This is a genomic window from Wolbachia endosymbiont of Drosophila seguyi, from assembly GCF_028981765.1.
Taxonomy (GTDB): domain Bacteria; phylum Pseudomonadota; class Alphaproteobacteria; order Rickettsiales; family Anaplasmataceae; genus Wolbachia; species Wolbachia pipientis.
Genome location: NZ_JAPQLM010000129.1, coordinates 1 through 9012 on the forward strand (window position 1 = coordinate 1; position 9012 = coordinate 9012).

General features: G+C 36.1%; 6 protein-coding genes, 1 tRNA gene and 2 pseudogenes. 5 read left to right on the forward strand and 4 right to left on the reverse strand.

Going from position 1 to position 9012, the window contains the following annotated elements; all coding sequences use genetic code 11:
* Positions 1-119: 119 nt before the first annotated feature.
* Positions 120-290, forward strand: a pseudogene (locus OZD62_RS03060) (phage BR0599 family protein); the annotation flags it as partial.
* A gap of 31 nt (positions 291-321) precedes the next feature.
* Positions 322-408: transfer RNA gene (locus OZD62_RS03065), tRNA-Ser, on the forward strand.
* A 106-nt stretch (positions 409-514) separates the two neighbouring features.
* Here the strand turns inward: OZD62_RS03065 and OZD62_RS06255 are convergent.
* Positions 515-1441: pseudogene (locus OZD62_RS06255) on the reverse strand (IS5 family transposase).
* A 359-nt stretch (positions 1442-1800) separates the two neighbouring features.
* On the opposite strand from OZD62_RS06255, the gene OZD62_RS03080 reads away from it, so the two are divergent.
* The 3 genes from OZD62_RS03080 to OZD62_RS03090 are packed head-to-tail and all read left to right on the forward strand — an operon-like array spanning position 1801 to position 5214.
* Entirely contained in the window at positions 1801-2910 is a 1110-nt protein-coding gene (locus OZD62_RS03080) for an outer membrane protein assembly factor BamB family protein (protein ID WP_275019411.1), read from the forward strand.
* Positions 2903-4282: a dihydrolipoyl dehydrogenase gene (gene lpdA / locus OZD62_RS03085; RefSeq protein WP_275019412.1), complete on the forward strand. Its 1380-nt coding sequence runs from the start codon at positions 2903-2905 to the stop codon at positions 4280-4282. The genes OZD62_RS03080 and lpdA overlap by 8 nt, the downstream gene beginning before the upstream one ends.
* Before the next feature lie 2 nt (positions 4283-4284).
* A complete protein-coding gene (locus tag OZD62_RS03090) occupies positions 4285-5214 on the forward strand; it encodes a tyrosine recombinase XerC (RefSeq protein ID WP_208571627.1) in 930 nt (309 codons plus the stop codon).
* Here OZD62_RS03090 and OZD62_RS03095 read toward each other — a convergent pair.
* From OZD62_RS03095 to OZD62_RS03105, 3 genes are all read right to left on the reverse strand, one after another.
* Entirely contained in the window at positions 5211-6845 is a 1635-nt protein-coding gene (locus OZD62_RS03095) for an ankyrin repeat domain-containing protein (protein ID WP_275019413.1), read from the reverse strand. The two genes, OZD62_RS03090 and OZD62_RS03095, sit on opposite strands and share 4 nt — an antisense overlap.
* 85 nt (positions 6846-6930) lie before the next feature.
* Entirely contained in the window at positions 6931-7878 is a 948-nt protein-coding gene (trxB, locus tag OZD62_RS03100; protein WP_275019414.1) for a thioredoxin-disulfide reductase, read from the reverse strand.
* Entirely contained in the window at positions 7865-8464 is a 600-nt protein-coding gene (locus tag OZD62_RS03105; RefSeq protein WP_012673206.1) for a peroxiredoxin, read from the reverse strand. The genes trxB and OZD62_RS03105 overlap by 14 nt, the downstream gene beginning before the upstream one ends.
* Between the last annotated feature and the right edge of the window lie 548 nt (positions 8465-9012).

Here is a 9012-nt window from a genome sequence, read left to right on the forward strand (position 1 = left end):
TGTTTTTCTATTCTTGCCCATTCCCTTTCGCTTAGATCTGTTGGATACTTTTTTCTCATCTTTACCCCGTACTAAAATTTCAGATATTATAGCCTTTTACTTGTTTCCGGACAACCTCTAAAAATAAAGTAGTTACGTTGTTTACTTCGCCTCCATACCAAATTTTTGCTGGAGATAAATATTCAATACTCGCAGGTTGCGATAAAACATTTCCAACTTGCAGAAGCAAGTTTAACAATACTGTGAATTTTCGTGGTGAACCCTATATACCAGGTTTTTATATTGTTTAGCAGTACAATTTTCAATATTATGAATAAGCATGGAAAGGTGGCTGAGTGGTCTAAAGCACACGCTTGGAAAGCGTGCACATATGAAAATATGTCGGGGGTTCGAATCCCCCCTTTTCCGTATGTTACTTCTAGAATAGTATAAAACTCCCGGTCGCGCACACAACTGTACGAACATTGTAATATGGTACAATGTTACAACTATGCGGTGGTAATTTACGATAAATTCATGTAGCCATTTCAAATTTAGCCATACCAATGTCAGTAAATTGATTAAGCAAATAACACTTGAGTAGCAGTTCCTTCCCACGATTAATTTCAGATTTGTTCCGAAAATTAAACCCGAATGTTTGTTTCAGTCGCGAGAAAAAACTTTCTACATAAGATCTTTTTCCGTAGTTTGTTTGCCTTTTCCACCTCTTCATTCCATCTTCGCTGTATGACTTTATTAGTCTAATTGCAGCATTTCTCTCTGCCATACTTTGGATGCTCTGCTGCATTGTTTTTTTGGAGGAATTTTTGTCTTTATGCCGCATTCATCACACAATTTATAGAGTTTATGTCTGTCATATGCTCTGTCTGCATATAGTGCTTTTATGGCATGCTGAAAATTAACTCCTTTAAGTAAATCGCAAGCTCCATAGTGATCAGACCGTTACTGTATTTTGCAGCTATGGCTTTTTTGCTGTTTATATTCAACATTACATGCAATTTTCTTGTCTGTTCATAACCACGATATTTTCTGTCAGCGCTATTTTCCTTGCTGTGTGTTGTTATAAATGCTGATGCTTGTGCTATCTATGGCAATTTCGATATCTTCCATATTATTTTTATCAATTCTGCAATCATTGATCTTAATATTAAGTTTTTTTTGAAGCTTGCGAATAGCTGATAACTGCTAAATCTCTTCCTATTTGTTGCAAATATCCTTTTATAAACCCGACTGTTTGTCTTAAGCCAATTCTAAAAAGATTAACGATTATATGCACTAAAATCACAACTTTATCACTATAAATATAGTTGCCGCCCTGCATTTTTGGACTATTTTCATACCAATTTTCGATAGCTTTATCGATGTAATGAAAAATATTTCCTCTTTTTTCTAGAAATTTGTTATATTCATGGCAGTTACTAACTCTCATTTTTTGTGGCATATTTTTCCTTAAGCGGTTAAATGGCTATTTTATAATGAATTTTGTCAGTAGCCACCAGATTTTTTCAGTTGCGATGCAACAGAGCCATCCCAGTGTCAAGCACTGGGATGACAGGAAAAGAGGCTATTTGGATGACATCTTTCTTCTTGGTATAAATTACTTTTATATCTCAATGTTCGTACAGCTATGCACGTTGCCGCATAGTGGATGAGGTGTACTACCTCTAAGAGTATACATTATCTCACATAATAATATAATATTTCGTTCATAAATCAACGTTTTTAACATGCAGCAAGAACATTTCCGTTGTAATTAAGGTTCTTAAGATGTATATTAATGAATCTTGTTTTCAATAAATAATGAAAGTAATAATTGTCATGATAATGTTATTGTGTAGCAGTTACACAATGGCAAGCGAGAGAGTAAGTCTAGTGGATAAAAAACTATCTCAAGGATATGTAGCTCCAGTGCTTACAGAAGATAGCGTTATTTTATCAGACAAGCACGGCGCTTTATATTCCTTTGATATTGATAACTCAAAGGCTATGAATTGGAAATTACACCTCTCACACAGAAAAAAAATTAGTAACATGAGCCTATTGCGTCACAGAGGAAACGTTTTCTTTATAGTGGATAACGTTCTACACACAATAGATGCAAAAACCGGCGAGATTCAGTGGGAAAAAGAATTGAGAGCTCCAGTAAGAGGGAAAGCAGCAGTAATAAACAATAAATTGGTAGTATTGACTATTGATAATTATCTGTACGTGTTTGATATAAAAGATGGCAGCTTCGTTTGGACTTATCAAAACGGCATCAATGAGGTTCGAGGTTTGTATTCCATATCGCCAGCAATTTCTAATGATAAAATAATAGCACCATTTTCAAATGGTGAGTTAATAGCTTTTAATGAAGACGGTAAAAAATTGTGGAGCCAAAAATTGGCTACAAACCTTTTGGATACACAGCTCACAGATGTAACTACTACACCGAGAGTGCTTGGCGATACTTTAATAGCTACAAATAATTCTTATATTTATAGCATTGACGTGAAATCAGGAAATATTTTATGGTCAAAGTCACTGCAAGTAAAAAGTGTATCAGACGTTGAGTCATATTATAGTCCTCTTATTCCTGCAGAGAAACAAAAAGAAGGCGGAAGAATTTTTATAGTTACTAAAGACGATAAAATAATTGGCCTGGATATAAAAAATGGAGAAACAGTCTGGGCATCTGATTTAATAGAAAATACGCAATTGTTTGCTCCAATTATGCATGCCCATACACTGTGGGTGACAAGCAATAAAGGTTCAATGTTTGCTTTTCCGGGATCTGAAAGTGCAGGAAAGGTAGTCAAAGTACCTGGTAATGTGTTTCACACTCCAGTGTTTACTCGCAATAAGATATATGTAACAACTGAGGGAAAAGGTGTTTATTCTTTAGAAAATAGGTTTGTTTTTTATGACTGATTATGATTTAATTGTTATAGGTGGTGGCCCAGGAGGCTATAAGTGTGCTATCGCTGCTGCAAAACTTGGATTGAAAGTTGCCTGCATAGATAAAAATAGCATTTTTGGTGGTACATGCTTGCGAGTTGGATGCATACCTTCCAAAGCACTACTTCATTCTTCCTATCAGTATGCTCACACGAAAAATGATCTGTCGAAGCTTGGCATAAAAATTAAGGATGCAAGTTTCGATTTAAAAGAAATGCTAGGCTATAAGGACGCCAGAGTTCAGGAACTTGGAAAAGGTATAGAATATCTGTTTAACCTTCACAAAATCACTAAAATCAATGGGCTTGCTTCTTTTGACCAAGGTAATCTTGAAGTTTCAGTTGAAGGTAAGGTGCTGAAGACAAAAAATATAGTAATTGCAACCGGTTCTGACGTTATTTCTTTGCCAGGAATTAATATCGATGAGAAAAGTATTATTTCATCAACTGGTGCATTATCTTTAACTGAAGTACCAAAAAAACTTGTCGTAATCGGAGCCGGGGCAATAGGGCTTGAAATGTCTTCTGTATGGAGGAGGCTAGGGTCTGAAGTCACTGTAGTAGAATTTTTTGACAGAATCGCTGCAGCAATGGATGGAGAATTAAGTAAGTCTCTACTTTCTAGTCTACAAAAACAAGGAATAAAATTTTTACTTAGCACTAAAGTTGAGGAGATAAAACAAAGTAGTAATTCTTTGAGTGTGAAAGTTTGCTCTGTAAAAGATAATCAAACAAACACTATGGAGGCGGATAAGGTATTGGTGGCAGCAGGACGCAAACCATGCACTGAGAATCTTGGTATTGATGAAAAAATAGAAAAAGATAATCGCGGTTTCGTTCAAGTTAACAACAGATATGAAACTAATGTGAAAGGAATATTTGCTATTGGTGATGTGATCGGTGGAGCAATGCTTGCTCATAAAGCAGAGGAAGAAGGAGTGGCAGTTGCAGAGATAATAGCAGGACAGTCACCTCACGTTGATTATGGAATCATACCATCTGTCATTTACACTCACCCTGCGGTTTCTTCGATTGGTAAAACCGAAGAGGAACTCAAAAATGCTGGCCGTAAGTACAAAGTTGGTAAATGTCAATTTGCTGCAAACGGCAGAGCAAAAATCACTGATGATGCTGAAGGATTCGTGAAAGTGCTGACTTGTAGCAGAGCAGATACAATACTAGGTGTGCATATCATAGGAGCATACGCTGATACGCTAATCAACGAAGCAGCAGTTGCAATGGCATATAGCGCAGCAGCAGAGGATATATACAGAATTTGTCACTCTCATCCTGATATAAATGAAGCCTTTCGAGATGCGTGCATCGATGCTTTCTTTAAAAAATAATTGTGGACCTCGGTTCAATCATTGAAAAATGGTATGAGTGGCTGAGGTGCAACAGATCTTATTCACCAAACACTTTAGAGTCATACATGAGGGACTTGAAGGATCTTATAAGTTTCCTAAATACTCACATTGGTGGAGAAGTAAATGTCGGCACTTTGGAAAAATTGAGCGTACCTGAGTTAAGAAGTTGGCTTACCTCTCGTTACGCAAGAGGTGTAAACGCAAGATCCAACACTCGAGCACTCTCAGTAATCAGAAATTTCTTCAAGTACATAAAAAATAACCACAATATAGACAATGAAGCTGTATTTTCCTTATCAAGGCCAATTCAGAGAAGAACTTTGCCCAAAGCATTATCAATACCTGATATAAAAACTTTATTGAAAGAAATGAAACTATCCGATCTGGGCGAATCTTGGGTGGTAAAAAGAGAAATTGCGATTATCGTCCTGCTATATAGTACAGGCTTAAGAATCAGCGAAGCGTTGAACCTTAGGGTTAGTGATATTAACAATGAAAGTTTAATAGTAACAGGTAAGGGAGATAAACAAAGGCAGGTATTCATTCTTCCGGTAGTAAAAAAGTGTATACAAGAATATGTAAAAGCCTGTCCTTATCTTGGCACTAATAATGAAACACAATATCTTTTTTTGGGAGTAAGAGGAAAAAAATTGGGAAGAACTTATGTGGCCAATCGTTTGCAAAAAATAAGGAGAATGTTAAATTTACCAGAAATTTTATCTCCACATGCATTTCGCCATAGTTTTGCTACTCATTTGCTTCAGGAAGATATTGACATAAGATCAATACAACAACTGCTTGGTCACTCAAGCCTGGAAACTACTCAAATTTACACTCACCTCAATTATCAAGATGTTTTTAACATGTACAAAAATTTTCAGCAGGGCCTGGAGAAGAAATCAAAACTTTAACTTCGTTCTAAATCACCAAGCTGAGTGCTTTCAACATCACTAAGTATTGTGTTTGCTTTATATAAACTACAACATCCTAATAAAAAAAAAGCCAGTGCAACTGCTGTAAAGAAAGCACTTATTATCCCTGGATAATCTTCTATTACTAAACATGCAACAACAGTATATACTCCAAGCAATATAAAACATGCAGAAGCGTAGTTGCTCAGTTTTCTACCAGAAGAAATTGCTTGCGAGGATTTTTCGTTTTTATTACTACGGAGCAGTCTATTTTCTGATGAAAGCCTATCTCTTTCTTCCCTTACTTGCTTCAAATCTCTTTTTAATCGTGAAATTTCGACAGTGTCGCTTGCTCTTCCATACACAATTCTATTAAGTCGAGTTACTTCACTATTTAGATCATTGATTTTTGTTTTTTGAGCCGATTTTTCCTGCCTTAAATCTTCTTCTAACTGTGAAATTTTGTTAATGCCTCTCGTTCTTTCGCGTACGACCCTATCCAGCTCTCGTTCTTTTTCTATGAGTTGAGCTTTCGTTCTTTCAAGTTCACCTTTAAGTTCTTGTATAACTTGCTCAGAACCTACCGGTATATCATTCGTACTTGCCAAAGGTTGTAATGTATTTGCAGGAAATTTTTCATTTAGATAATTTGTAATAGATTCGATTGGATTATTAACACCCCTCAATGCAGCAGTAACAATTGCATGACTCATGAAGCAATTATCTTCTACTAATTTTTTTACATCATCTAAATCTTTTTTATTAATAGTAGCGGTTAATCGCTCTGTAATGGCTTGTTCAATTATTTGCTTCACCCACGAATTTTGCTCTATAGCTTGTATTGGCTTTATTTCACTAAGATCTAGCTCTTTATGTTTTAAAAGTTTTGTCAATACTTCTTTGTTATCTGATGTTATTCCTTGTAAACATGATTGAATAATTAAGCTAAGCGGCGTTTCTATTTCTTCATTTCGGCTTCTTTTCCAGCAATTAGGGTTAAACTCTTGATTTAATGGTCTTTTCGCTTGGTAAATGTTTCTGCTAGAAAGAGCACCTAACAACTCGTTTGCTTTTTGTGCTTTTTTAAATTCTAATTTTATTACGCGCTCAAATCCTCTTGCAATACAATCTTCAGGGCTTTTATATTCATAATTTTTGATATCAGTTTTTATATCTGGGTGCGTGAGCAATATTTTTACCACATCTTTAGCCCCAACTTGACAAGCAATATGTAAAGCTGTGTCTTTGCGCATATTAGATGTTGTTATAAATTCTGATATTTCACTTTGTGTACTAGGATCATATCTCGTCCGTGTTGTAGACACAGATTGCTTACTCTGAGCATTAATATTGATACTTCTGTTTTGTATAAGCAATTTAGCCATTTTCTCTAACGTAGCCTGTCCATCACCGCTGACAGCGCAGACATTGACAATAGACATCAAAGGTGTCATGCCCTCCTTATCAAACGCATTAACATCCGCACCTTCTTTCAGAGCTTGTTTAAAAGCTTCCGGGTTTTCGTTATCAATAGCCTTAAATAACTTTTGTGTTGGTTCATCGAGCTGTCTTGAAGTTGTCTGATTATATCTATAACCATTAGTATTTATCCCATCCCCTCCATAAAGCATATTAAACCTACCTAATAATTTACTAATATAATTATGAAAAAGAAAAGGAAAATTGCAAGCGATTTATTCAAAATCCTAGAATTAACTACGACTCTAAAAACTTTTCTGCATCAAGCGCAGCCATGCATCCTGTTCCTGCTGCAACTACTGCCTGACGATATACCTTATCTTGAACATCACCTGCAGCAAACACTCCTGCCCTACTAGTTAAAGTTGTTCCAGGTTTTGTAATGATGTAACCCTGCTCATCCATTTCAACAAAGCCTTTAAAAATACCCGTATTTGGTGCATGCCCGATTGCAATGAACACTCCATCCACTTTTAATTCTTGGGTTTTATCGATCTCTGCTGATTTAATCGCAATACCAGCAACCCTTTTTGGATTTTCTTCTCCAAGAATCTGCTCTACGGCATGGTTCCACATTACTTTTATTTTATCATTTTTAAAGAGCCTATCTTGCATTACTTTTTCCGCTCTTAATTTATCACGCCTGTGTATTAATATCACTTCTTTGGCAAATCGAGTTAAAAATATTGCTTCTTCAACAGCAGTGTTTCCACCACCAATCACAGCTACAACTTTATTCCTAAAAAATGCACCATCGCAAGTCGCACAAGCTGAAACCCCATAACCCTGAAATTTCTTTTCACTTTCTAAACCAAGCCACTTCGCTTGCGCACCAGATGCAATGATAATTGCATCTGAATAGTAGTCATTGATATTACCAGAAGATCTAAATCTATACTCATTAAAGTCCTCAAGTTGTTCAACGCTTTTTATCTCATCATCTATTATTTTTGCTCCAACCTTTTCTGCATGAAACCTCATTTGCTCCATTAGTTCTGGACCCTGTATTGAAACAAAACCAGGATAGTTTTCAACATCTGTAGTAATTGTAAGCTGACCACCAGGCTGCATTCCCGTTACTACAATTGGCTCTAAGTTTGCACGTGCTGCATATATAGCGGCAGCATAACCCGCTGCCCCAGATCCAATAATAAGAACTTTTGTACTAAATTTATAATTCTTCACTGTATGAGTTTAGATAATCAGCTACTCCTTCATCGCTTGCCTGCATTGCTGGCTTACCTTTCTTCCACCCTGCTGGACATACTTCACCATGCTCCTCATTATGTTTAATTGCATCAACGATTCTAACGAACTCATCGATATTACGCCCTAAAGGCAAATCATTTATCGATTGATGACGTACAATAAATTTATCATCAATAACGAAAGTTGCTCTCAGCGCAATTGAGTCATCATATAAGACCCCATAGTCTCTTGATATAGACTTTTTGATATCAGACACTAAAGTGTAGCTAATCTCTCCAATACCACCATCATTAACTGGAGTGTTTCGCCATTTATAATGTGAAAATTTTGAATCTACACTTATTCCTATCACTTCAACACCACGCTTTGCAAACTCATTTATTCTATTATTGAGCGATATCAATTCAGTTGGGCAAACAAAAGTAAAATCAAGTGGATAGAAAAAAAGGACAGCATACTTATTTTTTATGCGCTTACTCAGACAGAAATCATCAACAATTTCTCCGTCAGAGAGAACAGATGAAGCAGTAAAATCGATAGCAGATTTTGTTACAAGATTCATAATTAACCTATTCTTTTAAAATAACTTTAATTTTACATCTTGATAAACTTATATGCAAGTTTTCTTTGGTTTTAGTCCTATAAAAACTTCCTAAAATAGCTCTTCTTTTTTACCGATAAGATACAATCCAGGTTGGAATACTGAGTTGGTGAGTATAAAATTCTACGTCATGCCACCGCGAACCGTCATACCGCCACGGTATCTCAGCCGCTCACAAGTAGCGGGATGACGAGCTTATCGTCATGCCACCGCGAACCGTCATACCGCCACGAACCGTCATACCGCGATTCATTCGCGGTATCTCTAGATCCCGCTAACAAGTAGCGGGATGACGGTTGTCGTTTAGCTATAAATGTTAAAAAATTTGCCAAACGAAAAAAAAGGCAAAAGAAGCCCCGTGGTTGGCTAATTACTTACATTATACTTTCAAGTATGGCGTTTTTTTATTCTAAACGTTTAATAACCGCGATTCAGTTGTTTTTAAGCCGCAACTAATCTAAATTATAAACATTAAGAAATTTACTAAACAGAAAAAAAGGCAAAAGAAA

Excerpts from the sequence above, each read along its gene's own strand:
- OZD62_RS03095 (WP_275019413.1), bottom strand. The coding sequence starts at position 6,845 with ATGCTTTATGGAGGGGATGGGATAAATACTAATGGTTATAGATATAAT.
- OZD62_RS03105 (WP_012673206.1), bottom strand. The coding sequence starts at position 8,464 with ATGAATCTTGTAACAAAATCTGCTATCGATTTTACTGCTTCATCTGTT.
- lpdA (WP_275019412.1), top strand. The coding sequence starts at position 2,903 with ATGACTGATTATGATTTAATTGTTATAGGTGGTGGCCCAGGAGGCTAT.
- OZD62_RS03080 (WP_275019411.1), top strand. The coding sequence starts at position 1,801 with ATGAAAGTAATAATTGTCATGATAATGTTATTGTGTAGCAGTTACACA.